Annotated in this window: 26 protein-coding genes; 2 read left to right on the top strand and 24 right to left on the bottom strand. The window is 57.1% G+C overall.

Features of this window, described 5'->3' with window-relative positions; all coding sequences use genetic code 11:
- Window position 1 precedes the first annotated feature (1 nt).
- From DWV57_RS01480 to coaD, 10 genes are all read right to left on the bottom strand, one after another.
- The gene (locus DWV57_RS01480) at window positions 2-1,000 is read right to left on the bottom strand and encodes a deoxyguanosinetriphosphate triphosphohydrolase (RefSeq protein ID WP_120019712.1); all 999 of its coding nucleotides are present in this window, start codon (window positions 998-1,000) and stop codon (window positions 2-4) included.
- Window positions 1,001-1,167: 167 nt separating this feature from the next.
- Window positions 1,168-1,788 carry a YigZ family protein gene (locus tag DWV57_RS01475; protein ID WP_120019711.1) on the bottom strand — a complete coding sequence of 207 codons (621 nt, stop codon included), beginning with the start codon at window positions 1,786-1,788 and terminating at the stop codon, window positions 1,168-1,170.
- Window positions 1,789-1,984: 196 nt separating this feature from the next.
- A complete protein-coding gene (locus DWV57_RS01470) occupies window positions 1,985-2,923 on the bottom strand; it encodes a CAP domain-containing protein (RefSeq protein ID WP_120019710.1) in 939 nt (312 codons plus the stop codon).
- Window positions 2,924-3,537: 614 nt separating this feature from the next.
- Entirely contained in the window at window positions 3,538-4,632 is a 1,095-nt protein-coding gene (gene acrA / locus DWV57_RS01465) for an acryloyl-CoA reductase electron transfer subunit beta (protein WP_097778131.1), read from the bottom strand.
- 21 nt (window positions 4,633-4,653) lie between these two features.
- On the bottom strand, window positions 4,654-5,448 hold the full coding sequence (gene acrB, locus DWV57_RS01460; RefSeq protein ID WP_097778132.1) for an acryloyl-CoA reductase electron transfer subunit gamma: 795 nt from the start codon (window positions 5,446-5,448) through the stop codon (window positions 4,654-4,656).
- Window positions 5,449-5,465: 17 nt separating this feature from the next.
- Entirely contained in the window at window positions 5,466-6,635 is a 1,170-nt protein-coding gene (locus tag DWV57_RS01455; RefSeq protein ID WP_097778133.1) for an acyl-CoA dehydrogenase, read from the bottom strand.
- A 104-nt stretch (window positions 6,636-6,739) separates the two neighbouring features.
- Window positions 6,740-7,612 carry a 3-hydroxyacyl-CoA dehydrogenase NAD-binding domain-containing protein gene (locus tag DWV57_RS01450; RefSeq protein ID WP_097774829.1) on the bottom strand — a complete coding sequence of 291 codons (873 nt, stop codon included), beginning with the start codon at window positions 7,610-7,612 and terminating at the stop codon, window positions 6,740-6,742.
- 42 nt (window positions 7,613-7,654) lie between these two features.
- Window positions 7,655-8,440, bottom strand: a complete 786-nt coding sequence (locus DWV57_RS01445; protein WP_120019709.1) for an enoyl-CoA hydratase-related protein — start codon at window positions 8,438-8,440, stop codon at window positions 7,655-7,657.
- A 122-nt stretch (window positions 8,441-8,562) separates the two neighbouring features.
- Complete coding sequence (locus tag DWV57_RS01440) at window positions 8,563-9,780, bottom strand: acetyl-CoA C-acetyltransferase (protein WP_005940168.1); 1,218 nt, start codon at window positions 9,778-9,780, stop codon at window positions 8,563-8,565.
- Between the two features lie 79 nt (window positions 9,781-9,859).
- The gene (coaD, locus tag DWV57_RS01435; RefSeq protein WP_120019708.1) at window positions 9,860-10,366 is read right to left on the bottom strand and encodes a pantetheine-phosphate adenylyltransferase; all 507 of its coding nucleotides are present in this window, start codon (window positions 10,364-10,366) and stop codon (window positions 9,860-9,862) included.
- 513 nt (window positions 10,367-10,879) lie between these two features.
- Here coaD and DWV57_RS01430 point away from each other — a divergent pair.
- Both DWV57_RS01430 and DWV57_RS01425 read left to right on the top strand, forming a co-directional pair.
- A complete protein-coding gene (locus DWV57_RS01430; RefSeq protein WP_120019707.1) occupies window positions 10,880-12,226 on the top strand; it encodes a butyryl-CoA:acetate CoA-transferase in 1,347 nt (448 codons plus the stop codon).
- 48 nt (window positions 12,227-12,274) lie between these two features.
- Window positions 12,275-13,567, top strand: a complete 1,293-nt coding sequence (locus DWV57_RS01425) for an AI-2E family transporter (protein WP_165853636.1) — start codon at window positions 12,275-12,277, stop codon at window positions 13,565-13,567.
- A gap of 362 nt (window positions 13,568-13,929) precedes the next feature.
- Here DWV57_RS01425 and glmS read toward each other — a convergent pair whose 3' ends face one another.
- The 14 genes from glmS to hemZ form a co-directional block, all read right to left on the bottom strand.
- Complete coding sequence (gene glmS, locus DWV57_RS01420) at window positions 13,930-15,750, bottom strand: glutamine--fructose-6-phosphate transaminase (isomerizing) (RefSeq protein ID WP_120019705.1); 1,821 nt, start codon at window positions 15,748-15,750, stop codon at window positions 13,930-13,932.
- Between the two features lie 301 nt (window positions 15,751-16,051).
- Window positions 16,052-16,609: a hypothetical protein gene (locus DWV57_RS01415; RefSeq protein ID WP_118527965.1), complete on the bottom strand. Its 558-nt coding sequence runs from the start codon at window positions 16,607-16,609 to the stop codon at window positions 16,052-16,054.
- Window positions 16,606-17,475, bottom strand: coding sequence for a DUF5685 family protein (locus DWV57_RS01410; protein WP_097778139.1), 870 nt, complete (start codon window positions 17,473-17,475; stop codon window positions 16,606-16,608). The genes DWV57_RS01415 and DWV57_RS01410 overlap by 4 nt, the downstream gene beginning before the upstream one ends.
- A gap of 271 nt (window positions 17,476-17,746) precedes the next feature.
- Window positions 17,747-18,952: a class I SAM-dependent RNA methyltransferase gene (locus tag DWV57_RS01405; RefSeq protein ID WP_120019704.1), complete on the bottom strand. Its 1,206-nt coding sequence runs from the start codon at window positions 18,950-18,952 to the stop codon at window positions 17,747-17,749.
- Window positions 18,953-19,057: 105 nt separating this feature from the next.
- Window positions 19,058-19,627, bottom strand: a complete 570-nt coding sequence (locus tag DWV57_RS01400; RefSeq protein ID WP_120019703.1) for a S1 RNA-binding domain-containing protein — start codon at window positions 19,625-19,627, stop codon at window positions 19,058-19,060.
- A gap of 39 nt (window positions 19,628-19,666) precedes the next feature.
- Window positions 19,667-19,972 (bottom strand): septum formation initiator family protein, encoded by a 306-nt coding sequence (locus DWV57_RS01395; RefSeq protein ID WP_005940137.1) that lies wholly within the window; start codon window positions 19,970-19,972, stop codon window positions 19,667-19,669.
- 30 nt (window positions 19,973-20,002) lie between these two features.
- Window positions 20,003-20,443, bottom strand: a complete 441-nt coding sequence (locus DWV57_RS01390) for a hypothetical protein (protein WP_120019702.1) — start codon at window positions 20,441-20,443, stop codon at window positions 20,003-20,005.
- Window positions 20,440-20,724 (bottom strand): YabP/YqfC family sporulation protein, encoded by a 285-nt coding sequence (locus DWV57_RS01385; protein ID WP_120019701.1) that lies wholly within the window; start codon window positions 20,722-20,724, stop codon window positions 20,440-20,442. The genes DWV57_RS01390 and DWV57_RS01385 overlap by 4 nt, the downstream gene beginning before the upstream one ends.
- Before the next feature lie 48 nt (window positions 20,725-20,772).
- On the bottom strand, window positions 20,773-21,030 hold the full coding sequence (locus tag DWV57_RS01380; protein ID WP_005940129.1) for an RNA-binding S4 domain-containing protein: 258 nt from the start codon (window positions 21,028-21,030) through the stop codon (window positions 20,773-20,775).
- A 70-nt stretch (window positions 21,031-21,100) separates the two neighbouring features.
- Entirely contained in the window at window positions 21,101-21,370 is a 270-nt protein-coding gene (locus DWV57_RS01375; protein ID WP_097778145.1) for an HU family DNA-binding protein, read from the bottom strand.
- Window positions 21,371-21,425: 55 nt separating this feature from the next.
- On the bottom strand, window positions 21,426-22,136 hold the full coding sequence (locus tag DWV57_RS01370; RefSeq protein WP_243112280.1) for a MazG family protein: 711 nt from the start codon (window positions 22,134-22,136) through the stop codon (window positions 21,426-21,428).
- A gap of 161 nt (window positions 22,137-22,297) precedes the next feature.
- Window positions 22,298-22,732: a zinc ribbon domain-containing protein gene (locus DWV57_RS01365; RefSeq protein ID WP_120019699.1), complete on the bottom strand. Its 435-nt coding sequence runs from the start codon at window positions 22,730-22,732 to the stop codon at window positions 22,298-22,300.
- A 169-nt stretch (window positions 22,733-22,901) separates the two neighbouring features.
- Window positions 22,902-23,864 carry a nucleoside kinase gene (locus DWV57_RS01360; protein WP_097778148.1) on the bottom strand — a complete coding sequence of 321 codons (963 nt, stop codon included), beginning with the start codon at window positions 23,862-23,864 and terminating at the stop codon, window positions 22,902-22,904.
- Window positions 23,830-25,299, bottom strand: a complete 1,470-nt coding sequence (gene hemZ, locus DWV57_RS01355) for a coproporphyrinogen dehydrogenase HemZ (RefSeq protein ID WP_120019698.1) — start codon at window positions 25,297-25,299, stop codon at window positions 23,830-23,832. The genes DWV57_RS01360 and hemZ overlap by 35 nt, the downstream gene beginning before the upstream one ends.
- Window position 25,300: the final 1 nt, after the last annotated feature.

Below are 25,300 nucleotides of genomic sequence, written 5' to 3'. Positions count from 1 at the left end.
TTTATAGGACATGCCACTTCCGGGGCACAAACAATTCCTCAAAAGTGCGGATGGCAAATTCATCGCTCATGCCACTGATGTAATCAGTCACTGCGCGTTCTCTGCCCTCCTGATAAGCCAGCTGGATGTAAAAGTTGGACATCCGGTCCACATGGTTCAGGTAGTAATCGTACAGTTCCCCGATCACCTTGTCCACCTTCTGCTCTTCCCGCTTGGCGGTCTTGTCCACGTACACGGTGGCGTACATGAAATCCCGCAGCGCAAGGAAGGCTTCGTTTTCCTCTGCGCCCACCTTCACATCCCCATCGCTGTTGGCAAGGATACTGTTGATCATGGTGGTGATGCGGGCAGATTTTGTCTGGCCCAGCACGGCGGTGCATTCCTTCGGCAGGGTGGCTGGGTCCAGCACACCGGCGCGCACCGCGTCCTCAATGTCGTGGTTCACATAGGCGATCTGATCCGCCATGCGCACGATGCGCCCTTCCGGCGTTGCCGCCCAGGTGCCCTTTGTGTGGGTCACGATGCCGTTGCGCACCTCCCACGTCAGGTTCAGGCCCCGGCCGTCCTTTTCCAGCTTGTCCACCACACGCAGGCTCTGCATGTAGTGCTTGAAGCCGTCCGGGCACAGCTCATTCAGCGCGCGCTCCCCGGCATGGCCAAACGGCGTGTGGCCCAGATCATGGGCAAGGCTGATCGCTTCGGTCAGATCTTCGTTCAGCCGCAGGGCGCGGGCAATGGTCCGCGCGATCTGCGAGACCTCCAGCGTGTGGGTCAGTCGGGTGCGGTACAGGTCTCCCTCCGGCGAGAGGAACACCTGCGTCTTTTGTTTGAGCCGTCGGAACGCCTTGCAGTGCAGCACCCGGTCACGGTCACGCTGGAATACCGGCCGGATCGGGTCCTGCTCTTCCGGCACGACCCGCCCCCGGCTAGCGTCACTGAAAGTAGCCCACGACGCGAAGGTCATATGTTCGATCTCTTCTGTGCGCTGACGTACATCCATACAAAGTCGCCCTCCCTTTTTGTCGCCATTCCCCCTCTCTGTTTCGGCACAGCCGATCCCAATTGCTGCGTCTGCGGCAATTGTAGCACACCCGCTTTGTCGAAGGGGGAAAAAGCCTGTCGGTTCGCAAAATAATGCTTGCTTTTTTATTTTTGCCGCTGCCTGGTTCAGAACGGTGCGTAGAACGGGTCGGATACCGTCACCTGCGCGCTGCCGCGCGTCAGCTCCCGCAGCTGTTCCAGCAGCGGGCCTTCGGTGTGTTCCGGCATCTGCCAGCACAGGGTCACGCGATCCGTGAACTGCGGCGCTGCCTGCTTGGCACCTGCCGCATCGATCAGCAGCGATGCCCGCTCATAAAGGGAGTAATCCACCGTCACGCTCAGCTCCACCACGCTGCGCACCGTGACCACCTCGGCATTTTCCAGTGCACGGGCCGTAGCCGTGGTGTATGCACGCACCAAACCACCGGTGCCCAGCAGCACACCGCCAAAGTAACGGGTCACCACCACGATCAGATCCGTCAGGCCGCTGTGCTGCAGCACCTCCAGCGCTGGTGTGCCCGCCGTCTTGGCCGGTTCACCATCATCTGAATAGCGTTCCCGGTTGCCTTCCCGCAGGCGGTAGGCATACACATTGTGGCGGGCGGTACGGTTGGCCGCACGCACCTGTTCCAGAAATGCAACGGCAGCTTCCTCGCTGTCCGCAAATGACAGCGCCGCAATGAAGCGGCTCTTCTTTTCTTCGTATTCTCCTGTGGCCGTGCCATGGATGGTGCGGTAATCCTCCACTGTGGTTCCTCCTGCATGTTATTCAAAACAAGTATAACATAAATCGTCCGTTGTGCAACCACTGCCGCATACGTTTTTGTGTCAAGGGCAGCTTCCTGTACTGCTGCCCGCATGTCCTCTGCCAGAAAAAAGCGCAACAAAAAAATCGGCCAAGCCTTGCAGCTCAGCCGATCTTTTATTAGAAGAAAGCAGATGATCACTTCGTAAAGAGCTGGATCCACTGATGGCCCCAAGTGCTGGAGCTGTTGTAGTAGTAGCCAACACCCATTGCACGAGCTTCGGGATCCAGAATGTTTGCGCGATGGCCTTCGGAATTCATCCAGGCATTCACGACTTCTTCAGGAGAAACGCTGCCCCATGCGGCATTCTCGCCAGCAGCGGCATCCGTCACGCCGTACTCGCTGAGAACAGTGTACCACTTGGTACCATTGGGACGAACGTGAGAATTGACGGTTGCGATCTCTTCGGCGCGCTGCTGAGCAGCTGCGGTGAGCTTTGCATCGCCCATGACCAGGGGCTGCAGGCCGTACTTTGCACGCTCGGCATTGACCAGATCCAGAACTTCCTGACGGTAGTTGCTGGTGTAAGAGTTTTCGGGGTAAGAGAAGATCAGCACCCAGTAGTTGTTGTAAACGCCGCCTTCGTAGTGGCCCACACTCATGGTGGTCACATCCGCATTCAGCATGCGCTCACGTGCGAAATCAATGTTCATCCACTGATCCACCGCTGCATCGGGGGTAGAAACGCCAGCTATGTAGTTTTCACCAACAGACACATCGTCGATACCATTCTCGGCGAAGATGGTGAAATCGCGCTGACCGTTGGGACGAACGTAAGAGTAAGAAACAGCCAGCTCTTCAGCGCGCTCCTGAGCGGCATTGTTGTGGCTGCTGTCGCCCAGCTGAACGGGCTTCAGGCCAGCCTTTGCGCGCTCGTTGTTTACGCGGCGCAGGAACTCGTTCTGATAAGCTTCGTCCTGAAAGCTGATGTAGGAATTTTCTTCTTCGATGGAGACAGAAACCGAAGCCTCAGCTGCGTTTGCAGTAACAGGCTTGAGAGATGCAGCACCAAAAACTACAGCCAGAGTCATAGCTGCTGCTGCGATATTCTTCAGGGTGCGCATCTCGAGTTTCATAAGACATCCTCCGTAAGCCTTTGTATATAAAAGCTTTTTTTGCATTCCTGCGAATGCGTGCCGCAACACATTCGCAACGTTTCCGTTTCAAATATGTCACTCTTGTGCAACAAGAGTATCACAAGAACATCTCATCGTCAAGGGGTTTCTGTCGATTTTTTTGAGAAAAAATGCAAATAAATCAAAATTTCCTGTTCCAAAAGCGTTTCACAAGTGCAACAGGCTCAACCAGGATCCCGTAAATTTGTTACGCCTGTGTTGCACTTCACCGTTTTCGGGATTGTTTCGTCACACTTTACGTGTTGCATTTTATTTTTCTACACTTTTTCTGCAGTGTTTTTCATGCATTTTTCCGTATGTTTATTCGCTTACATGCATATTTCAAAGTATAACAGACTTTTGTGTGCGCTTTTTCCGTTCCACTCCCCTCCCGCAGCCCTTTTCTGGGCTGCAGCCGGCCTTTGGCTGTACTTTCTGCAACAAAAAACAGCACAGGCAGCCTTTTCAGGACCATCTGTGCTGTGCCGTATTCCTTACATAAAAAGAAGAGCGGCTCCGAAGAGCCGCCCTCCCACAATTCAGGCTATGCTATAAAAAGATCTCGCGTCAGTCGATCACTGAGCAGCCTTTGCTGCCTCGATCTGCTTGATCAGCTCGGGCACGACCTTGAACAGATCGCCCACGATGCCGTAGTCGGCAACACCGAAGATGGGTGCGCCCTCATTCTTGTTGACAGCGATGATGCACTCGGAGTCCTGCATACCAGCAGTGTGCTGGATAGCGCCGGAAATGCCCAGAGCAACATAGATCTTGGGATGCACGGTCTTGCCGGTCTGGCCAACCTGATGGTCAGCAGTCATCCAGCCTGCATCGGTGACGGCACGGGAAGCGCCCACAACGCCGCCGCCCAAAGCGGCAGCCAGCTGCTCAGCCAGCTCAATGCCCTTGTTGACATCCTTGCTGATGCCGCGGCCAACAGAGACGATCACGTCTGCGCCGATCAGATCGACCAGCTTTTCAGCTGCCTTCTCAACGCTCAGCACTTCGGTCTTAACATCGTCAGCGGTCAGGCTGAAGGCGGGCTTCACGATCTGGCAGGCATCAGCCTTGGCCTGATCGAAGGGAGCCTTCTTCATAACGCCGGGGCGGACGGTGGACATCTGCGGACGGAAGCGGGGGCAGATGATGGTAGCCATCAGATGGCCGCCGAATGCGGGACGGGTCATCTTCAGGTTGCGATCCTCATAATCGAACTTCTGCTTGGACAGGTCGATGGTGGAGCTTTCCTTCAGGAATTCGACATACTTTGCAGTGTCGATATCCAGATGGGTAGCATCGGCGGTCAGGCCGGTGTGCAGGCGGGCTGCGCAGCGGGGGCCGAGATCGCGGCCGATGTTGGTTGCACCGATCAGCAGGACTTCGGGCTTATACTCGTTGACCATGTCGCACACGACCTTAGCGTATGCATCGGTGGTGTAGTCCTTCAGCAGGGGGCTGTCGCAGACCATGACCTTATCAGCGCCATAGCCGCCCAGTTCCTTGGCAATGCCTTCCACGTTGTCGCCCAGCAGCAGGCCGGTGACCTCGCAGCCCAGCTCATCAGCCAGCTTGCGAGCCTCGCTCACCAGCTCGAAGTCAGTGGACATCAGTGCGCCCTGGCGCTGCTCGCAGAAGACCCAGACGCCCTTGTATTCGTTAAAATCAGCCATTGTAATCCTATGCTCCTTTCATCAGATCAGGTGCTTCTTGGCCAGGATACCAGCCAGCTGGGCAGCAACATCGTCGCCCTTCAGCATGGTGCCTGCGCCCTTCTGCGGAGGAGTGAAGGACTTAAAGACGTTCGTCGGAGAACCCTTCAGACCGATGGTATCAACCTCGATCAGCGGATCGTCCTTCAGTGCGTTGTAATCAAACACTTCCATCGGCTTGTCGTAGCAGGTGAAGATGCCGTTCACGCTCATGTAACGGGGCTGGTTCAGCTCCTTGATGCAGGTCAGCAGGCAGGGAGTCTGCACCTTGACCATCATGTAGCCGTCTTCCAGCATACGCTTCACGGTCAGGGTGTTGCCATCCTTCTGGATGTCTGCCACGTAGGTGACCTGAGGCAGATGCAGCTTTTCAGCGATCTGCGGGCCGACCTGTGCGGTATCGCCATCGATTGCCTGACGGCCGCAGAACACAACGTCCTCGGGGCCAACGCCGATCTTGTTGACAGCGGCAGCCAGGATCTGGCTGGTTGCAAAGGTATCGGAGCCGCCGAACTCACGGCCGGAGACCAGAACAGCCTTATCAGCGCCGCGGGCCAGCAGCTCACGCAGCATGCCTTCTGCCGGCGGGGGACCCATAGTAACAACAACGACCTCGCAGCCGGTCTCGTCCTTCAGCTTCAGAGCAGCCTCCAGAGCGTTCAGGTCATCGGGGTTGGTGATGGTAGCCATCGAAGCACGATCCAGAGTGCCGTCAGCCTTAACGGCGACCTTGCCGGAGGTATCAGGAACCTGCTTTACACAAACAATTGCTTTCATTGTAACTCTTGCCTCCCTTACTTCAGCAGCGCGCCGGAAATGACCATCATCTGCACTTCGCTGGTGCCCTCGTAGATCTCGGTGATCTTGGCATCACGCATCATGCGCTCGATGGGATAGTCACGGGTGTAGCCGTAACCGCCGAACAGCTGCAGGCAGCGGCGGGTCACATCGCTTGCGGTGCGGGCTGCGATCAGCTTTGCCTGAGCAGCCTCGACGCTGTAGCGGACCTTCTTGCCGTCCATAGCCTCCTGCTTCTTCAGAGCAGCGGCGTAAACCAGATACTTTGCAGCCTCAACGCGGGCCTTCATCTCAGCCAGCTCGAACTGAGTGTTCTGGAAAGCTGCGATGGCACGGCCGAACTGCTTGCGCTCCTTGACGTAAGCCACGGTCTCTTCCAGCGCGCCCTCGGCAATGCCCAGAGCCTGAGATGCGATACCGATACGGCCGCCGTCCAGAGTAGCCATAGCCAGCTGGAAGCCCTTGCCGCGCACGCCCAGCATACGATCCTTAGGAATGCGGCAGTCCTCAAAGATCAGCTCGCAGGTAGAAGAACCGCGAATGCCCATCTTGTCCTCAGCCTTACCGACGGAGAAGCCCGGGTCGGTACGCTCCACGATGAAAGCAGAGCACAGCTTGGTGGGACGGCCCTTCTTGTCCAGCACATTGTCGGTGACGGCAATGACGATGAACACATCAGCAAAACCTGCATTGGTGATGAAGATCTTGGAGCCGTTCAGCACCCAGCAGTCGTCCTCTTCCTTTGCAATGGTCTGCTGGCCCTGTGCATCGGTGCCGGCACCCGGCTCGGTCAGGCCGAAAGCACCCAGCCACTCACCGCTGCACAGCTTGGGCAGATACTTTGCCTTCTGCTCGGGAGTACCATTTTCATAAATAGGAGCAGCACACAGGCTGGTGTGAGCAGAGACGATGACACCGGTGGTGCCGCAGACCTTGCTCAGTTCTTCCACTGCCATGACGTAGGACAGCACATCGCCGCCTGCACCGCCGACCTCAGTCGGGAAATAAATGCCCATCATGCCGAGCTTGCCCATCTTTTCGACGGTCTCTTTGGGGAAGTACTCTTCCGCATCAACCTTCTTTGCCAGGGGCTTGACTTCGTTCTCAGCAAACTCGCGGTACATTTTCTGTACCATCTGCTGCTGCTTGGACAGAGTAAAATCCATCGCTATATCCTCCTAACGGGTCTTTTTCATTTACCGGAATTGCCCGGTGCAAACAAATTCCTCCCGGCCGCTTTTCCACGGTCGGGAGAAACGTTTATCAGAATTTACAGCTGGTCAACAGGGGTCTTGGTGCGGTCTGCGTTGTAAACGTAGAAGCCCTTGCCGCTCTTGCAGCCCAGGTTGCCGCCGCGGACCATCTTACGGATCAGCGGGCAGGCACGGTACTTGCTGTCGCCGGTCTCCTTGTACAGCACATCCATGATGGCCAAGCAGATATCCAGGCCGATGAAGTCGCCCAGCTCCAGGGGACCCATGGGGTGGTTGGCACCCAGCTTCATAGCGGTGTCGATGCCGGCGATATCGGAAACGCCTTCCATCTTGATGAAAGCAGCTTCGTTGATCATGGGGATCAGGATACGGTTGACAACGAAGCCTGCAGCCTCGTTGACCTGAACCGGCTGCTTGCCGATGGCAACAGAGATCTCCTTGATCTTCTCAACGGTCTCAGCGGGAGTGTTGCAGCCTGCGATGACCTCGATCAGCTTCATGCGGTCTGCGGGGTTGAAGAAGTGCATGCCGACCAGCGGACGGCCAACGCCCTTGCCGATCTCGGTGATGGACAGAGAAGAAGTGTTGGAAGCGAAGATGCACTCGGGCTTGCAGATCTTATCCAGTTCGCCGAAGGTGGTCTGCTTGACCTTCATATCCTCAAAAGCAGCCTCAACGACCAGATCGCAGTCAGCGCACAGGTCTTCCTTCAGGCCCGGGGTGATGGCAGCAACGATAGCGTCTGCCTTTTCCTGCGTCATCTTTCCCTTGGCAACCAGCTTCTCGTAGCCCTTCTTGATCTTTGCCAGACCATTCTCGGCCCACTCCTGCTTGATGTCGCACAGAGCAACGGTGTTGCCCTCAACCTGTGCAAATGCCTTTGCGATGCCCTGGCCCATGGTGCCAGCGCCGATAACACCGATCTTCATAGGAAACCTCTCCTTTAATATCAAAAATTATGTAGTAATGGATTAGTTGTTGGTGAACACTGCCTTGGGCTTCGGCTTCTCACGGCTCAGGAAGCAGGCCATGCCTTCCTTCTGGTCGTGGGTCTCGAAGCAGTCGCCGAACAGCTTTTCCTCGACCTCAACAGCCTTCTCGATGGGCAGGCTGATGCCGCCGTTGATTGCCTTCTTGCAGTTGCGTACAGCGATGGGTGCATTCTTTGCGATCTTGCCGGCCAGCTTCAGTACGTTCTCCATCAGTTCAGCCTGAGGATACACAGCGTTCACCAGACCAATGCGCAGAGCCTCGTCCGCCTTGATGTTCAGTGCAGAGTAGACCAGCTGCTTTGCCATACCCATGCCGACCAGACGTGCCAGACGCTGGGTACCGCCGAAGCCCGGGGTGATGCCCAGACCCACTTCCGGCTGGCCGAACACAGCGTTGTCAGAGCAGATGCGGATGTCGCAGCTCATAGCCAGCTCGTTGCCGCCGCCCAGTGCAAAGCCGTTCACGGCTGCAATAACGGGGATGGGGAAGCTCTCAATCATCAGGAACACATCATTGCCCAGCTTGCCGAAGGCCTCACCCTCTGCCTTGGTCATGGTGCTCATGGAACCGATATCTGCACCTGCCACGAAGCTCTTGTCGCCTTCGCCGGTCAGAACGATGCAGCGGACATTCTCCTGATCCACAGCCTCAAAAGCTGCCTTCAGGTCTGCCAGAACTTCGGGATTCAGGGCATTCAGTGCCTTGGGGCGGTCGATGGTAATGATCTCAACTGCACCCTGCACCTCGGTTTTTACAAATGCCATTGTGAAAACCTCCTATTCAAATCTTATCAATTATCACAAACAGCCCCCGGACGGAGGAAAGGCTCTCCGGTTTCCTTCCCCGTCCGGGTCTGTCATTCAGTCAGGATTCCAAGAGGTGGAGCTTAGTCCATCTCAACGATGGTAGCGCAGCCCATGCCGCCGCCGATGCACAGGGTAGCCAGGCCCTTGTGTGCACCGCGATGCTTCATAGCATACAGCAGGGTGACCAGGATACGAGCGCCGGAAGCGCCGACCGGGTGGCCCAGAGCAATTGCGCCGCCGTTGACGTTCACCTTGCTCATATCAAAGTTCAGAGCCTGGCTGACAGCCACAGACTGAGCAGCAAATGCCTCGTTGGCCTCGATCAGATCCATGTCAGCAACAGTCAGGCCGGTCTTTGCCATGACCTTCTTGGTAGCGGCGATGGGGCCCAGGCCCATGACTTCGGGCTCAACGCCAGCCAAAGCACCTGCGACCCAGGTAGCCAGAGGCTTCACGCCCAGCTCCTTAGCCTTCTCCTCGCTCATGATGACCAGAGCAGCAGCGCCGTCATTGATGGCGGAAGAGTTGCCGGCGGTCACGATGCCGTCCTTGGTGAAAGCGGGCTTCAGCTTTGCCAGCACTTCAGGAGCGCTCAGACGGGGGCCTTCATCAGTATCGAACACGGTGTCGCCCTTCTTGCCCTTGATCACAACGGGAACGATCTCGTCCTTGAAAGCGCCGTCCTTGATGGCCTTGTCAGCCTTCAGCTGGCTGTTGTATGAGAACTCGTCCAGCATCTCACGGGTGATGGGGCTGTAGCCGTACTTCTTCTGATAGGTCTCGTTGGTGCAGACGTTCTCAGCGGTCATGCCCATGTGCTTGTTGAAGCCGCAGGCATCCCACAGAGCATCGTTGACCATGGTATCCACGATCTCGCTCTTGCCCATAGGAGCGCCCATGCGGTAGCCGTAACGAGCCTTCTGCAGTGCGAAGGGAGCCATGTCCATGTTCTCCATGCCGCCTGCGACCACGATATCAGCATCGCCAGCCTCGATCATCTGAGCAGCCATATTGACGCAGTTCAGACCGGAGCCGCACACCACGTTGACAGTGACAGCCGGGGTCTCGATGGGCAGGCCAGCCTTCAGAGCAGCCTGACGAGCGACGTTCTGGCCCAGACCGGCCTGAATGACGCAGCCCATGTAGACATGATCGACCTGCTCGGGAGCGACGTTTGCACGGTTCAGAGCTTCCTTGATGACGATGGAGCCCAGCTCAACTGCGGGAACGTTTGCCAGAGTGCCGCCGAACTTGCCAATAGCGGTACGGCATGCAGATGCGATAACGATCTTTTTCATGTGAATAGCCTCCTGAATTGTGTATGTGTTACTTTTCGTAAGCCATTTTTATCAAAACGCCCGTAAGCGCTTTTACAAATTAGGTCTCGGGGTCTTTTTTCTGCCGGATCAGCGCATACTTTTCGTTGACCGCCTTTTCCACATTGGGTGTGACGAACTTACCGATGTCGCTGCCGTAGTAAGCTGCCTCTTTTACAATGGTGGAAGAAAGGTAGCTCCACTTGATGCTCGTTGCCAGAAACATGGTCTCGATGCCGGGCATCAGTGCGTGATTGGTCTGCGCAAGCTGGATCTCGTTTTCAAAATCCGTCACCGCCCGCAGGCCCCGCACCATCACCGAAGCGTGCCGTTTCTTGGCGAACTCCACGGTCAGGCCGTCGAAGCTCTCCACCGAAACATTCTGGATGCCCTTGCAGCATTCCTTTAGAAGCTCCACGCGCTCCTCCACGGTGAAGAGCGGATTCTTTGCGCTGTTGATGAGCACCGCCACGATCAGATGATCGTTGATCTTTGCTGCGCGCTTGATGATATCGAGATGCCCTTTTGTGACCGGATCGAACGAACCGGGATAAACTGCTGTTGCCATCGTCTGGTGTCCTCCTTGAGCGCTGTGAAAAGCGCGTTTTGGTTCTGCCATGATAGCACTTTCCAGTCTTGGGTGCAAGATTTTTGTGCAAGCTGTACGTTTTATCGTTAAAATTTAAACAATCAATGTCATGCTGCATCGCAGCTGCCTGCTACGCTATAAGTAAACCATATCGTCAAAATTTTATCAAGTCCTTTTGCAAAGATTTTGGTTTTTCAGCACCAAACAATCGCCTAAAAACTCCGCGAATTTTGTCCATATTGCCAGTCGGTCAAAATTTTCTCGATAAACTATTGATTCTACACATTGTTAATGTTATAACTAAGTTGTGCAGATCTGCTGCCCTGTCCGACAGCTGCCTTCTGCTGGTTATCAGGATATCATCCGCCTGTGTCAGAGCTGTGTTCAAATTGCCAACAGGTGGTAAACATCCTGCAAAGATTTGTCCGTGCAGGAAGAGTAAATGATAAATTTACAATTCCTTTATGTTATTATAGGAGAGGATGGTTTATAATGGATTTTACGGAACTGTATGCTCAGAAGAAAATGACCGCCGCTCAGGCTGCCGCACTGGTCAAAAGCGGTGACTGGGTGGATTACGGCTGGGCTGTGAACACCCCTGTGGCGGTGGATGCCGAGATTGCAAAGCGTCTGCCTGAGCTGGAAGGTGTCAACTTCCGCGGCGGCATCCTGATGTGGGTGCCCGCGATCTTCCAGATCGACGATCCCGCTGCACACATGACATGGAACAGCTGGCATATGGGCGGCATCGAGCGCAAGGCCATTGCACAGGGCTTCTCCTTCTACTCCCCCATCCGTTATTCCGAGCTGCCCCGCTACTACCGCGAAAGCCCGGATCCGCTGGATGTGGCGGTGTTCCAGGTGGCCCCCATGGACGAGCATGGCTACTTCAACTTCGGCCCCAGTGCATCTCATCTGGGTGCTGTGTGCGAAAAAGCCAAGAAGATCATCGTTGAGGTCAACAAGAACATGCCCCGCTGCCTTGGCGGCATGGAGAACTGCATCCACATTTCTCAGGTCACCGGCATCGTGGAAGGCGAGAACCCGCCCATCGGCCAGATGGCCGCTCCCGGTGCTGCTACCGAAGTGGATCTGAAGGTTGCCAACCTGATCGTTCCGCAGATCCCCAACGGTGCCTGCCTGCAGCTGGGCATCGGCGGTATGCCCAATGCCATCGGCAGCCTGATCGCACAGAGCGATTTGAAGGATCTGGGCGTGCACACCGAAATGTATGTGGATGCCTTTGTGGATATCGCCAAGGCCGGCAAGATCACCGGTGCATGCAAGCAGCTGGACAAGGGCCGTCAGGTCTACGCCTTCGGTGCCGGCACCCAGAAAATGTACGATTACCTGAACGATAATCCGGAGTGCATGTCTGCACCCGTGGACTACACCAACGATATCCGCAGCATCTCCGCACTGGATAACTTTATTTCCATCAACAACGCTGTGGACATCGACCTGTTCGGTCAGGTGAACGCCGAGACTGCAGGCCTCAAGCACATCTCCGGTGCCGGCGGTCAGCTGGACTTCGTTCTGGGCGCATACCTTTCCAAGGGCGGCAAGAGCTTTATCTGCCTGTCCTCTACCTTCTTTAATAAGAAGACCGGCCAGCTGGAGAGCCGCATCCGTCCCACTCTGGAAAACGGCAGCATCATCACCGATACCCGTGCCAACATCCACTACCTGTGCACCGAGTACGGCTGCGTGAACCTGAAGGGCCTGACCACTTGGGAAAAGGCCGAAGCTCTGATCAGCGTAGCACATCCCGACTTCCGTGAAGACCTGATCAAGGAAGCCGAAAAAATGCACATCTGGCGCAGGAGCAACAAAATCTGATAAGTGCCGCGGAGATTCCTGCTGTCCGCGGCTGAAATGGAGTCTATCATGATGGACAAAAAGCCGCACATCAAGCCCTACCTCTACGGGATGTTGGCAGGATTTGGAGCGATCTCCCTGAGCATCATCTTCTTTTTCCTGATCTACCGCTTCGATGGTTTTGGCGATGCCATCTCCACGCTGACCGGCATTCTGATGCCATTCATCTACGGTGCCGTCATCGCCTACCTGCTCAAGCCTGTGTGCAACACCATCGAGAGCTTTCTGCGCCGGTTCATTCCGGAAAAGATGCATGGTCTGGTCAATGTGCTGTCCGTTACGCTGACCATCCTGTTCGGCCTGCTCCTCATCTACGCTTTGTGCATGATGATCATTCCGCAGCTCATTACCAGCGTGACCACCCTGTACTACACTGCGCAGCGCAACCTCGCAAAGTTCGTGCAGTGGGCGAATCATGTGGAGTTCATTGAGAACAACCAGCAGATCATGGACATGCTCAACTCTGCTTATGCCACCATCAGCACCAATATCGATGATCTGATCAAGACCCGGCTCCTGCCCTCCATGCAGAACATCGTCAGCGGTGCCGCAGTGGGTGTGCTGAACGTAGTGACCATGGCCAAGAACCTGATCATCGGCATCATCGTGGCCGTGTATATGCTGGCCAGCCGCAAGCGCTTTGTGCAGCAGGCCAAGCTGGTGCTCTACAGCATCTTCAAGCCCCGCTGGGCAGAGCTGATCAAGGAAGAAGTGAAGTACGCCGATAAGATGTTCGGCGGCTTCATCAACGGCAAGATCATGGATTCCGCCATCATCGGCGTGCTGTGCTATATCGGCTGCCTGATCTTCAAGTTCCCCAGTGCCCTTCTGGTTTCCGTGATCATCGGCGTGACCAATGTGATCCCCTTCTTCGGCCCGTTCATCGGTGCCGTGCCCGCCACTCTGCTGATCCTCATTCAGAACCCCATCAAGGCGCTGTGGTTCGTCCTGTTCGTTCTGGTGCTGCAGCAGCTGGACGGAAACGTGATCGGTCCCAAGATCCTAGGCAACACCACCGGTCTTTCCAGTTTCTGGGTGCTTTTCGCCATCCTGCTGTTCGGCGGTCTGTGGGGTTTTGTGGGCATGATCGTAGGTGTGCCGCTGTTTGCAGTCATCTATGATGTGATCAAAAAGCTGGTCATCTACGGCCTGAAGCGCAACAAGGAGATCGACCTGCTGCAGACTTACCACGACAACTTCGGTGACCCGGAGGACGATGTTCCGGTAGAAACGTCTGCATCGGAAGCACCTCCTGTCGAAACAAATAATCTATCAATCACAAAGCCCCGGCATTCCATGTGATATGCTGCCCCTAGAGTAGACAGAGTAAAAAACAAAAGCTCTGAGTACTCTGGGGGTATTTTCATGTCAAGAAAGAGCAATCACTATTCACTGTTGACTGCTGCAACAACCGCCGTTACCAGCACCGTCTGTTCATCCAGATGCCGATGCTGGCAGATGCCGATGCAGGCTCATGTCGGTGCCATGAACCGAGCTTCCTGATCCCGATTTTGCACAAAAAATTCGCCGTCTCCTTGTGGAAACGGCGAACAAAAACCTTATATTATTTTTTCTACTTGACAGAATGCACTTCAGTGATTCAGAGCGGGTCCTGTTTTTTTATTTCTGTTTCGTGCAGAGCTTTCTGGCTGCGTTTTATGCCGTCACTCCACGGTCACGCTCTTGGCCAGATTACGCGGCTTATCCACGTCACAGCCGCGCAGAACAGCCATATAATAGGCAAATAGCTGCAGCGGCACAATGAGCTGCAGCGGCATCAGGATATCCTCATACTCATCCAGTCGGATCACGGCATCTGCCACGCCTTCCGGCACCGCAGCATCCTTTGTGGTAAACAGCAGCACCCTTGCTCCGCGGCTGCGGGTCTCCTTGGCATTGGAAATGGTCTTTTCGTACACCTGTTTCTGGGTGGCCAGTGCGATCACCGGCACGCCATCGGTGATCAGGCTGATGGTACCATGTTTCAGTTCACCGGCTGCATAGGCATCCGAGTGCACATAGCTGATCTCCTTGAGTTTCAGGCTGCCCTCCAGCGAGAGCGCATAGTCGAACCCGCGCCCAATGAAGAAGCAGCTCTGGGTGTTCACATAGCGGCTGGCAAGGTACTTGATCTGCTCACAATCTGCAAGGCGCGGCTTGATGATCTCCGGTGCGCGCAGCAGCTGGGCCGTAAAGCGGCGGGTCTCTGCCTCGCTCAGCCGTCCGCGCGCATAGGCCAGCCGCAGTGCAAACAGATAAAGCACGCACATCTGCACCATATACGCCTTGGTGGATGCTACCGCGATCTCCGGCCCGGCGTAGGTGTACATTACATAATCTGCGGCACGTGCAATGGAGCTGCCCACCACATTCACGATGGCCAGCACCGGCACGCCGCGGCTCTTGGCCAGCTTGAGCGCTGCCAACGTGTCGCTGGTCTCGCCGGACTGGCTGATGATGATGACCAGATCGTTCTTTTCCAGAATGGGGTCCCGGTAACGGAACTCGCTGGCAATGTCCACCTCGGCGGGCACACGGGCCAACGTTTCGATGGCAGATTTGCCCACCATACCGGCATGCATAGCCGTACCGCAGCCCACCAGATGCACCCGGCCAATACCGCGCAGCACTTCATCGGTCAGCTCCGGGATGCGCAGCACCGGCAGTCCGTCCTCTACACGGGGGCTGACCGTGGCCATAATGGCCGCAGGCTGCTCGTTGATCTCCTTGAGCATAAAGTGGGGATAGCCGCCCTTTTCGGCAGCTTCCATATCCCAGTCCGCCGTCAGCTGCTGGCGCTCCACTGGCTCACCAAATTCGTTGTAGAAGCGGATGCCCTCTGTGGTGCAGACGGCCATATCCCCTTCTTCCAGCACGCTGTATTTCCGGGTATACTTGAGCAGTGCCGGAATATCCGAAGCCACAAAGTTTTCGCCCTCGCCCCAGCCGACGATCAGCGGGCTTTCCCGCTTGACTGCAAAAATGGTGTCCGGGTAATCCCGGAACAGCACGGCCAGCGCATAGCTGCCGCGCACCTTGGCAAGCGCCTGCTGCAGTGCACGCAGCGGGTCACCGGTATAGCAGCTGTCGATCAACTTTACCAGTACTTCGGTGTCCGTCTCACTCTGGAAGGTATAGCCTTTTGCGGCCAAGCGCTCCTTGAGCAGGCCGTAATTTTCAATGATGCCATTGTGCACAATGCTCACACGCGGGGTCGAATGCGGGTGGCTGTTCACATCGCTGGGCTCGCCATGGGTAGCCCAGCGGGTGTGGCCGATGCCGCAGAAGCTTTGTGCCAGCTGCTGCGCCGCCAGCTTTTCCCGCAGGGCGGTGAGCCGTCCTTTGCTTTTTACCACGCGGATGCCGCCGTCCAGCGCAAGCGCCACACCGGCGGAGTCGTACCCGCGATACTCCAGCTTTTCCAGACCATCCAGCAGCACGTCCTGCGCACTGCGCTTACCGACATAACCAACAATGCCGCACATACAAAACACCTCCATACCGACCGTTCCCGCGCAAAAAGGCGCAGTGATACCCAGTCAGCTTCCTAGTACAGTTTATGTTCTTGTATGGCTTTCTTTGAAGGGATCTGTTGCGGTATTGCTGCCGTTTTTTGCCCTTCTCTGCGGCTGGTCTAGCCCTCAGCCGGAGAAACATCCGCCGAATCTTTCGATGATTCCTCTCCTCGTCACCCTCGCGGCTGTCACCCGCGTGGCCCGGCGCTTTGCGTTACCTGTGTGCTGCGCTCTCCCCTTTCTGATGCCCCATTATAGCACAAAGGCTGGCTCAGCGCCAGCCCAAAGTTTTATGAAGTTTCGGCCGCCAGACCAGCCGGTACATCATGAGCATGTTATGCAATGCCCGGTCGTACAGCACAAAGGCAACATTGCCCATGGCCAGCGTTGCCAGCGAGACCGCCAGCGCGGTGGTGCGCAGCTCCTGCGAAATGCTGCCCGCCGGCACCAACAGAAATACCAGCCCGTACATGGCCAGCACTGTGCCGTTGCACAGCAGCAGCTTGCAGACAATGCACAGAACCGCAGGGCGGATGCGCTCAAACTTCGGCTTTGCCAGCGGGTAATACCCCAGCAAAAACACAAAGATCAGCGCTACTTCCTTATCCGGCACGAACAGCAGTGCCAGCAGGCTGACTGCCGCATAGGCCGTCAAAGCCAGCTGCATCCCGCACTCCACGCAGACTGTTGCAACAAGAAAGCCCGCCACTGCAGGCGCAATGAACATGGCAATGGGGATCACAGCTCCCAGCAGCATCAGTGCGACGCACAGCGCCGCCACAATGCCGCAGTAAGCCATGGCCCAGCTTTTTTGATGGTTTTGCTTCATGGGATCTCCCAGTTTTCGTGCTCAGCACCGGCTTCCAGCGGGTCCACCGCATGGTGCAGACCAAGCAGCATGATGTTATCCAGCAGGCCGCGGTTCAATTTGATGTCCAGCATACTGTACACGCGAATCAGATCGTTGGCGGCAGCCAGTGCCTGACGGCGGGCATTCTCCACCGCCGCAGCCTGTCCCCGCAGGTCGTTGACTACGAACACGTTGTAGCGGCCACTGCGCTTGTCCATCTCAAAGCGCTCAGCCTTATCCAGCAGGTAAAAAATGCGGCCGATGCTGCTGCCGATGTAGCGCATGCTTTTGCGCTGGCTGGGGTCGTCGGTGGCAAGGGTGGAATACAGTGCACCGTAAATGTTGCTCATGGGTTCAGCGGCAAGAGAGTAGTTCTTGGCGCTCAGGTTCATCTGCACCACGGCCTGATCCCGCTCCTGCACGAACAGCCGTTCCAGCGCCGGGTTCTCCTGCACGGCACGCTCATAGGCGCGGCGCAGCAGCAGACGGTCCACCGCACGGCGCAGGCGCTTGAGCGGCCGCAGCTCGCTGTATTTGCGGTCCTGCAGGTTGTGCCAGCCCAGCAGCACCTCCACCTGTGCGGCCAGCCGGATGCCCTGGGTCTGGCACATGAGCCTGCGCCAGGCCAGTGTGCCCGGGACCCGCTTGCGCTGGCAAGTGGCCTGCCGCCCGGCCAGACTGTCCGAAAGGATGGCAAACAGCACGCCGTTGCTCCGCAGCAGATGGCAGGAATATAATCCGTACGCCTCGTACAGCTGACGCCGCACCCCGCGCAGATAGCGCAGGTAGATATTGTAATCCCGGATGGTGAGCTCCGGCAGATATGGCCGCATCCTACCCTTCATACGCACCTTTTCCTCCTCGGAAGAACCGCAGAATAATAAGGTAAGTATAATCCATTTTCAGCCCGGGTTCAACCATCCTTTGTAAAAAGAGCATGAATTTGTCTCATCTTTGCCGCACGTGGCGCGGAACACAGCGTAAAACTTCCTGTGTTTGCGTTCATTTCCATCTCCTGCCAATTCAGATCCCGCTTTGTTTTTTTTTCGGTAATTACCGGCTGCAATGTAAAAAGCCGCACTGGACAGCTCCGGTGCGGCAGGTAACATTTTTCAATTACTTCTTGTTAAAGCGGTTCGGTGCAGTGCGCTTGCCGTCAAAGCCGGACTTCGGCATCGGCTTTGCAGTGTGCTCAAGCTTGAGCGCGCTGTAGTACATATACAACTGGCAGGGGATCATGCCGTTGTACATCTTGCGGCGCTTGTTGGCACGCTTGCCGTAGTGGGTCTCAAAATCCATATCGGCAGTGATCGCATACACGCCTGCACAGGGGTGTGCTTCCATCTGCCGGCCCAGCGTGCGGGCCAGCTTTGCAGCACCTTCAATGGTGCTCATGCGCTCGCCATACGGGGGATTCGTCAGCACGATGGCCTCCTGCTTCGCGGCAAAGTCGGCCACATCAGCCACTTCAAAGTGGCAGCGCTTTTCCACACCGGCCAGCTTTGCATTGGCGTTGGCCAGAGCCACAGCGGCAGGGTCGATATCATAGCCAAAGGCTTCAAAGCCCACATCCAGCTTGGCCTCGGCCAGTGCCTTCTGACGCTGCTCTGCCCAGATGGCTGCCGGCACAAAGCCATAGCGCTCAGCGGCAAAGCGGCGCTTCAGGCCGGGGGCAATGTTCATGGCTTTCTGAGCAGCTTCGATCAGCAGCGTGCCGCTGCCGCAGAAGGGGTCCTCCACCAGACTGTCGCGGCGCACACGGCCAAGGTCTGCAATGGTAGCGGCCAAAGTCTCGCGAATGGGTGCCTCCATGGCGTTGCGGCGGTAGCCGCGCTTGTGCAGACCGTCGCCGGTGGTGTCCAGCATGATCTCACACTGATCCTTGCGCAACATGAAGCGGATCTTGTACTCCGCGCCGGTCTCCGGCAGCACAGAGGTGTGGTGCTTTGCCATCAGGCGCTTGACCACAGCTTTTTTGATGATGCTCTGGCAGGCAGGCACACTGGACAGCTGGCTGTTCAGTGAAGAGCCGGTGACCGGAAAGGCTGCGTCTGCGGGCAGCAGCTCCTCCCACGGAATATCGTACACGCCGTCGAACAGGTCATCAAAGGTGGCGGCCCTGTAGCGGGCCAGCAACAGCATCACGCGCTCCACCGTGCGCAGATTGAGGTTTGCAGCAGCAATCATCTCTGCGCCGCCGGCAAAGCTCAGACGGCCATCGTCCACGCGGATATTCTCTGCGCCGATGCGGGTCAGCTCAAATTTTGCAGTGGATTCACACCCAAAAAAGCAGGGCGCGATCAGTTCAAATTTTGCAGGCATTGTGTTTCCTTTCTTTTATTACGGAAAAAACAGACCTGCCCGATCAAATGAGACAGGTCTGTTTCCGTTATTTTAATCAGGCTTGAAAAGCGCAGGCCTTTCCGCTCAGCGGCGGCCACCGCGGCCGCGAGGCGCATAACCACCGCCGCGGCGGTTATTGGTCTCGTGATCAAGATCGGCCATCTTCTCTTCGCTCTGGCTCTTGAAGCGGCTCATCATGTCCTCAAAACTCATGTTATCGGAACGGACGGGAGCCTTGGGCTGCCATACACGGGGTGCGCTGTCGCGGGCAGGGCCTCTGCCGCCCTCACGCGGGGGACGGCCAGCGCCGCCGCGGCCTGCACCAAAATGACCACCCTCGCGGGGGCCGCCCGGACGGGGACCACCAGAGCGCGGACCGCTTGCAGGGCCTCTGCCCTCACGCGCCGGGCGCGGAGGCGGCGGCAGCAGGCGCTTGATGGACAGCGCGATCTTGCCATCCGGTGCAATGTTGATCACCTGCACCTTGACGATATCACCATCGTGCAGAACAGCTGCAATGTCCTGCACGAACTCGTTGGACACCTCGGAAATATGGACCATGCCCACACGGCCCTCCGGCAGTGCGACAAAAGCGCCAAACGGCTTTACACCGGTGACGCGGCCCTCGAATACGTTCCCTACCTCAATTGCCAAAACTCAATACTCCTTGTTTTCCATAGAATGGGCAGCAATTCAGCTGCCGGTCACATCCACAAAGATGCGCTCGTTGGGTGCAGCGTAATTGTAAGAATCCCGCGCGACCCACTCGGTGATCTGGTCTGCATCGCCGCTGAGAATGCGCTGCATCTCCTCGTTTTCAGTCTTTTGCTGGGCGATCTGCTCGTTCAGCGTGTCCAGCTCCGCACGTTTGGAGCTGATCGTAACCTGATTGGAAATGTATGCTGCCAGCATACTCAGCAGCAGCAGGACAAAAAACACCCGTACAAGCGTTTTAACGACCACTTTCTTCTTGCGTTTTCTGCGGTCCGGTGCTGCCATGATCTCTTCTGCCCCCGTTGCATTTGACTCTTACTTTAACACATATGAATTATACATCATGCGGCGCTGGTTTGGCAAGTTCTTTTTGCGCTTTTTTGCAGTTCTTTTTGCGCTGCGGCGTAGTTTGCGTGCCTTTCTCCGCCGGGCGCGCCGCCGCTCTGCCGGCCGGAGCACCCGGCGCTGTAAAACGCCTCCCGCTGCACGCAGCGGTGCACCCAGCACAAAGGCTGCTGCACCGGCACCGGCAAAGGCTGCCGCAGCCATGTACCAGCGCAGAACACCGGCACTGCTCTGCCCTGCTGCGTAGCTCTGCACAGTGGCCAGCACAGCACCCATCCACACCAGATCCGACACAAAAGCTGCACGCCCTCTGGCCGGGAATACAGCCCGCAGTGCGCCGATACTGGCTCCCAGCACCGTGCAGGCAGCGATCTCCTGCCCAAGGGCTGCAGGCGGCAGTACCGGGATCATCGCAGCAGGCGGCGCAGAAAACCGCCCGCCGGTGCGCTGACCGTATATTCCAGCGTGTCGATGCGGCCGGTGAACTTCGCCTCCCCGGTCTCCAGATCCAGCGCCGCCATGTTCAGCTGCGCCCCGGTCAGGTGCAGCGTACCCTTGCCCGTTTCCATGGCAGCGCTGTCGGCATTGCAGTGCAGTACCTTCTGCACACCGGTCACCGTCAGGCGGGCGCGGCTTTCCAAGATTAGATCGTGCGGCGCGGGCTGCGGGTCTCTGGGTGTTTTTTCCGGCATGGTTCGTCTCCCCTTTTCTGGTGCATCCTATGCACCGGACCGGGGCTTTTATGCCTGCTCGCCCTCTGCAATGATCTCGTACATCTCGCGGGCCACATCCTTGGTGCGCGGCTCCACATCCGAGAGCACCTTTACCTTGATGGGCCGGTTGCCAAAGGTCACTTCGATGATGTCGCCCGCCTTGACGGCCTGACTGGCCTTGGCGATCTTGCCGTTGATGAGGATGCGGCCTGCATCGGCCACCTCGTTTGCCACGGTGCGGCGCTTGATCAGACGCGAAACTTTCAAATATTTATCCAGACGCATGGATCTTCCTCCTGTCACAAAAAATGCCGCCGCACCCTCTTGCAGGCAGCGGCGGCAAAGCAGATACAGCTTACAGGGTGTCCTTCAGGGACTTGCCGGGCTTGAACACGATGCTGCGGGAAGCGGCAATGGTGATCGGCTCACGGGTGCGGGGGTTGATGCCCTGACGCTCGGCGCGCTCACGCACCTCAAAGGTGCCAAAGCCGGAAATGGTGATCTTTTCGCCCTCAGACATGGCCTTGCTCAGTGCTTCAAACACAGCATTGACAGCCTGCTCAGCACTCTTCTTGCTCATCTCAGTGTTCGCAGCAACCTGTGCGATCAGATCGGTCTTCGTCATAAAAATACCCTCCAGATTTGTTACTTGGTGTTCTTTTTTTCTCTATCGGAGCAGGTCACTCGACCTGAGTACCGCTTTGTTCTTTCTGCGCCAGCAGTTCTGCACAATAGCGCTTGGATGCAAAGGTCAGCGCTTCCTCCGCGTCCACACCTGCCAGCCGCATGGCATTGGCCGCAGCAAACAGCAGTTCTCCCGCCGCCTGTGCGTCCTGTTCCCGGTTCCAGCCGTCCAGTGCTGCCTGCAAAGCCTGCCGTGCCGTTTCCGGCACAGACTGCTCTGTCCCGCAGCGGTCGGCACGCTTCTGCAGCTTCTGGGCACGCATCAAAGCAGGCAGCGTAACCGGCACTGTGCCCAGCTCATCAGCCAGAGTGGTGCGGCCCTTTTCCTTATTTTTGAGCGCATCCCAGCCGTTTATACCCGCATTTTGTGCCGCCGAGGACGCAAAGATGTTCGGATGCCGGAACACCAGCTTCTCGCACACCTCACGGCAGACATCCTCAAACGTAAAGCGCCCGCGCTCTTCTTCGATCACCGCGTGGAACGCCACCTGCATCAGCACATCGCCCAGCTCTTCCTGCATCAACTGCGGATCGTCAGCATCAATGGCCTCCAGCGCTTCGCAGGTCTCTTCCAGAAAGTTCTTCCGGATGGAAGCATGGGTCTGTACCTTATCCCACGGACAGCCGTTCTCCGGGTCCCGCAGGATACGCAGAATTTCCAGCAGCTGCTCTGCCGTATAGGGTGCCTTTGGCTGCCAGTCCAGCACAGCGCTCACCTGCCTTGTAAAAGATACTGTATATTGTATCGCATCTCATGCAGTTTTGCAAGACAAAGTGCGCAAATTTCCCGCATTTCTCCTGCATTTTCCGCTCGCAAAAACAGGACGGTGCCCTGTGGGGAGCGCCGCCCTGTTGCTGAACCGTTTTATTACAGCTGTGCACCGCACTTGTTGCAGAACAGTGCATCGTCCGAGACGGGAGCACCGCACTGCGGGCAGGCTTTGTGCTCTTCCGGTGCAGCTTCGGCAGCAGGGGCTTCCGGCTGGTCGGCAGGAACTTCCTCGTGCACCACATATTCCGCCTCGGCAGCTTCCGCCGGGGTCAGGGATGCTTTCAGGCGGGCGATCTCCTGCTCGATGTTATCGATCATCTCGATATACTTATCCACCAGCGGCTGGTTTTCTTCCTTGCCCTTGGCCAGACTGTACACCAGTGCGCCCAACTGGCGCTGTGCCTTGAGCAGCTTGCCCTGCTCATTTACGATCAAAGCCTGAGTCCTGCCCTTTTCGGCCAGATCCAGCGCAGCGTTCTTGCCTTTTTCGGCATATTCCAGACCCATTTCCTTGATCTTGTTGAAATCCATAAAAGACACCTCTCTTACTATCGGCCTGTTTATCGTGGGCCATGTGCGGATGTTATCTCCATTATAGCGCACAAGCCGCTCATTTGCAACGAACGGACCGCATTTTTTACAGTTCGGTGCCGGTTTGGAAACAATTTTTTCGCATTCGGCCTAAATTTACACGATAAGTTCACACATCGGCATTCTGTGCCCTGCGGTCGGCTGCGCCGCCGTAGAATTCCCGCAGCATGCTGTCCTCCGGCAGCAGCTCCAGCTCCAGCGGTGCCACATGCTCAAAGCGGCGGGCTGTCTCGTCCCACAGCTCTGCATTGTGGCCTTCCAGCGTGAACTGACGGCGCACCACGCCCAGCAGCTTGGAGATCAGGCCCAGCTCGTAGGTAAAGGAGGTATCCAGCAGAAAATCTGCCGTGGTCTTGAAGCCCTTGATATACCGCGTCTCACCGTCCAGCACGCGGTCCCACATGGCAAGGGTCTTTTCCGGGCTGCGGCCGCGCGCTGCAGCGTCCCGCAGGGTGCGGCGGCACAGGCGGATATCCTGCGTGTTGATGACGCGGCGGCCATCGATGCAGTATTCCTCCCGCAGGCCTGCATAGATGCGGTAGATGTCGTCGCCCTTTACAAGGCCGGTCAGCTCCGGGTTCAGCGCATGGATGCCCTCCACGATGCATACACCGCCCTGCAGGTCGATGGGCTCCACCTCTGCCGAGCGCTTTTCGGCAGAGAAATCGTAGATGGGCAGCACGGTCTTGCCCGTCTCGCTCAGCTCCCGCAGGCACTGCTTGATGAGAGGCAGATCCAGCGTATCGGGGTTCTCGTAGTCCAGCGTGCCGTCCGGCAGGCGCGGATAGAACTCTGCGCCTTTGAAGAAATTATCCAGACTGACCACCTGCGCCGGGGTCCCGCGCTTTTGCAGAGCCTTTGCAATGCAGTGGGCGCTGGTGGTCTTGCCGCTGGCCGACGGGCCGGTGAGCATGACGATCTTTGCGCCGGAAAGCTGCACTTTCTGGGCGGCGTAATCTACCCTTTGGGCATAGCTCTGCTCACTCAGGTCGGCAAGTGCCTGCGGGCTGCGGGCTGCCACATTGTACAGATCGATCTCAACCAGACGTTTGGGTACCCAAATCGTGATCATAAAAATCAGCCACTCCTTTTTTGCGTTCCAGCACCTCCGCAAAACGCTGGATATATTCGTTCGGATACTTAAAATTGAAAATGCGCTGCATCCGTTTTCCGCCGTCGGCCACCAGCTTGGTGCTGCCGCCTGCACCGGCGGAGAGGATGGTCTGGACTTCCTCCATGATATAGATGTTGTAATATCCCTCGTGGCCCGGCTTGCACCAGCCCACGTTTTCCAGGTTCTGCAAGGTATTCTTCTGGCGGTAGAGGTAGTAGGGCCGATAACCCGCCTCGGCCAGCAGATGGCACTTTTCCAGCATGGCGGCGACATCGGCGTAGTCGTTCTCCTTCTGGTCCTCAATGACGATGCGGGAAGCGCGCTTGAGGGTGAGGGTGTGCACGGTGATGTTCTCCGGGTCCAGCGCGATGGCCTGCCGCAGGCTGCGCTCAAAACTTTCCACCGTATCGCCGGGCAGACCGGCGATCAGGTCCATGTTGATATCATCATGACCGGCCTTGCGCGCTTCGGCATAGCAGTCCAGAATGTCCTGCGCCGAGTGCTTGCGCCCAATGCCCGCCAGCACCTCGTCCGAGAAGGTCTGCGGGTTGATGGAGATGCGGGTAGCGCCGTATTCCTTGATGACCGCCAGCTTTTCGGCATCCGTGCAGTCCGGACGGCCTGCCTCCACCGTATATTCCACGACCTTCGAGAGGTCAAAATTCGCCCGGACCGTGCCCATCAGCTGCCGCAGCTGGTCGGCAGACAGGCTGGTGGGCGTGCCGCCGCCGATGTAGATGCTGCAAAGGGTAAGCCCCGCCTTGTCAGCCTGAATGCGGATCTCTTCCACCTCTCGGCACAGACAGTCCACATAAGGCTGCACCATCTTGCGGTCGCGGTCCAGATTGCAGCTGACAAAGCTGCAGTAGCTGCACCGGGACGGGCAGAACGGGATGCCGATGTACAGGCTGTAGGTCCCGGGTTCATTGCCCACTTTCAAGATCGGCTCCTGCAGGTCGGCAATGGCCTTGGCCATCTGGTATTTCTGCTGGGAGCAGTCGAACCGGTCAAGGAAAAAGTGGTCGATCTCCGCTTCCGTCCAGCCTGCGGCGCGCTTGTCGTGGATGAGCCGCACCGGGCGCACACCGGTCATTTTGCCCCATGGCGGGCGGATGCCGGTCCAATCCCGCAGCAGATCATAGGTCAGGCTGGCAAGGCTGAATTCCGGGGTCTCGCCGCCCTGTTCCACAGGCGCAGGCAGCGGTGCGTGTCGTTCAGCACTTCTGCCGTCCTGACGCACCAGTGCATGCAGGCCGTCCGGCGTTTTTTCTGCCCAGACGCAGTCCTCGGCGTTCTCCGGCGGGGTGAGGGTGAGCGGTGCCATGGGGTAAAACAAACGCACCAGATGCTCCACTTCGTAGCCGGAAGGCAGGCCTGTAATATAAATCTTCATG

It is taken from the genome of Faecalibacterium sp. AF10-46, assembly GCF_003604105.1.
Lineage (GTDB): Bacteria > Bacillota > Clostridia > Oscillospirales > Ruminococcaceae > Faecalibacterium > Faecalibacterium taiwanense.
This window is presented reverse-complemented; position numbering and strand designations above follow the sequence as displayed.

Coding starts and splice junctions, on each gene's coding strand:
- DWV57_RS01480 (WP_120019712.1), bottom strand. CDS start 1,000: ATGGATGTACGTCAGCGCACAGAAGAGATCGAACATATGACCTTCGCG.
- DWV57_RS01470 (WP_120019710.1), bottom strand. CDS start 2,923: ATGAAACTCGAGATGCGCACCCTGAAGAATATCGCAGCAGCAGCTATG.
- acrA (WP_097778131.1), bottom strand. CDS start 4,632: ATGGCTGATTTTAACGAATACAAGGGCGTCTGGGTCTTCTGCGAGCAG.
- acrB (WP_097778132.1), bottom strand. CDS start 5,448: ATGAAAGCAATTGTTTGTGTAAAGCAGGTTCCTGATACCTCCGGCAAG.
- DWV57_RS01455 (WP_097778133.1), bottom strand. CDS start 6,635: ATGGATTTTACTCTGTCCAAGCAGCAGCAGATGGTACAGAAAATGTAC.
- DWV57_RS01450 (WP_097774829.1), bottom strand. CDS start 7,612: ATGAAGATCGGTGTTATCGGCGCTGGCACCATGGGCCAGGGCATCGCA.
- DWV57_RS01445 (WP_120019709.1), bottom strand. CDS start 8,440: ATGGCATTTGTAAAAACCGAGGTGCAGGGTGCAGTTGAGATCATTACC.
- DWV57_RS01440 (WP_005940168.1), bottom strand. CDS start 9,780: ATGAAAAAGATCGTTATCGCATCTGCATGCCGTACCGCTATTGGCAAG.
- coaD (WP_120019708.1), bottom strand. CDS start 10,366: ATGGCAACAGCAGTTTATCCCGGTTCGTTCGATCCGGTCACAAAAGGG.
- DWV57_RS01430 (WP_120019707.1), top strand. CDS start 10,880: ATGGATTTTACGGAACTGTATGCTCAGAAGAAAATGACCGCCGCTCAG.
- DWV57_RS01425 (WP_165853636.1), top strand. CDS start 12,275: ATGATGGACAAAAAGCCGCACATCAAGCCCTACCTCTACGGGATGTTG.
- glmS (WP_120019705.1), bottom strand. CDS start 15,750: ATGTGCGGCATTGTTGGTTATGTCGGTAAGCGCAGTGCGCAGGACGTG.
- DWV57_RS01415 (WP_118527965.1), bottom strand. CDS start 16,609: ATGAAGCAAAACCATCAAAAAAGCTGGGCCATGGCTTACTGCGGCATT.
- DWV57_RS01410 (WP_097778139.1), bottom strand. CDS start 17,475: ATGAAGGGTAGGATGCGGCCATATCTGCCGGAGCTCACCATCCGGGAT.
- DWV57_RS01405 (WP_120019704.1), bottom strand. CDS start 18,952: ATGCCTGCAAAATTTGAACTGATCGCGCCCTGCTTTTTTGGGTGTGAA.
- DWV57_RS01395 (WP_005940137.1), bottom strand. CDS start 19,972: ATGGCAGCACCGGACCGCAGAAAACGCAAGAAGAAAGTGGTCGTTAAA.
- DWV57_RS01390 (WP_120019702.1), bottom strand. CDS start 20,443: ATGATCCCGGTACTGCCGCCTGCAGCCCTTGGGCAGGAGATCGCTGCC.
- DWV57_RS01385 (WP_120019701.1), bottom strand. CDS start 20,724: ATGCCGGAAAAAACACCCAGAGACCCGCAGCCCGCGCCGCACGATCTA.
- DWV57_RS01380 (WP_005940129.1), bottom strand. CDS start 21,030: ATGCGTCTGGATAAATATTTGAAAGTTTCGCGTCTGATCAAGCGCCGC.
- DWV57_RS01375 (WP_097778145.1), bottom strand. CDS start 21,370: ATGACGAAGACCGATCTGATCGCACAGGTTGCTGCGAACACTGAGATG.
- DWV57_RS01365 (WP_120019699.1), bottom strand. CDS start 22,732: ATGGATTTCAACAAGATCAAGGAAATGGGTCTGGAATATGCCGAAAAA.
- DWV57_RS01360 (WP_097778148.1), bottom strand. CDS start 23,864: ATGATCACGATTTGGGTACCCAAACGTCTGGTTGAGATCGATCTGTAC.
- hemZ (WP_120019698.1), bottom strand. CDS start 25,299: ATGAAGATTTATATTACAGGCCTGCCTTCCGGCTACGAAGTGGAGCAT.